Origin of the sequence: Acidithiobacillus sulfurivorans (assembly GCF_018853815.1) — a bacterium.
Taxonomy (GTDB): Bacteria; Pseudomonadota; Gammaproteobacteria; order Acidithiobacillales; family Acidithiobacillaceae; genus Acidithiobacillus; species Acidithiobacillus sulfurivorans.
In genome coordinates this window covers 1-323 of the sequence record NZ_JAAOMP010000084.1, presented here as the reverse complement: position 1 = coordinate 323, position 323 = coordinate 1, and the positions used below count along the sequence as shown (strand labels likewise).

At 61.0% G+C, this 323-nt stretch carries 1 protein-coding gene; it reads right to left on the bottom strand.

The window, feature by feature from the left end:
• Window positions 1-323, bottom strand: a 323-nt coding sequence (locus tag HAP95_RS07645; RefSeq protein ID WP_215883682.1) for a hypothetical protein, incomplete at both ends; no start/stop codon positions are given.

Genomic DNA, 323 nt, shown 5'->3' with positions numbered 1-323 from the left:
AGTGCGGAGGTTTTGACGCAGCAGCTGCCTGCGGGGCAGGCTGCTGATGCGGGATGGGGTGCGGCTGTCTCGTGCGTCTTGAAGTATTGCTCAATGGACTGCATGGAGTTCCAGTTGATGCCTCCGGAAGCACTCGTGCCCGGGGTCGGACAGGGGGCCAAAAAGACCGCGCTGGTGGTGGATGCCGTAGGTGCGGTAGTGGAGGTAGTAGGCGATGCTGCCGGAGAGCCGTTTGAACCGGGACCGTATTCCTGTTGCCGTATCTGTACGATGCGCTGGTCGGTATGCTGAATCAGGCAGCCCAGACCCTGGGTACTTTGCTG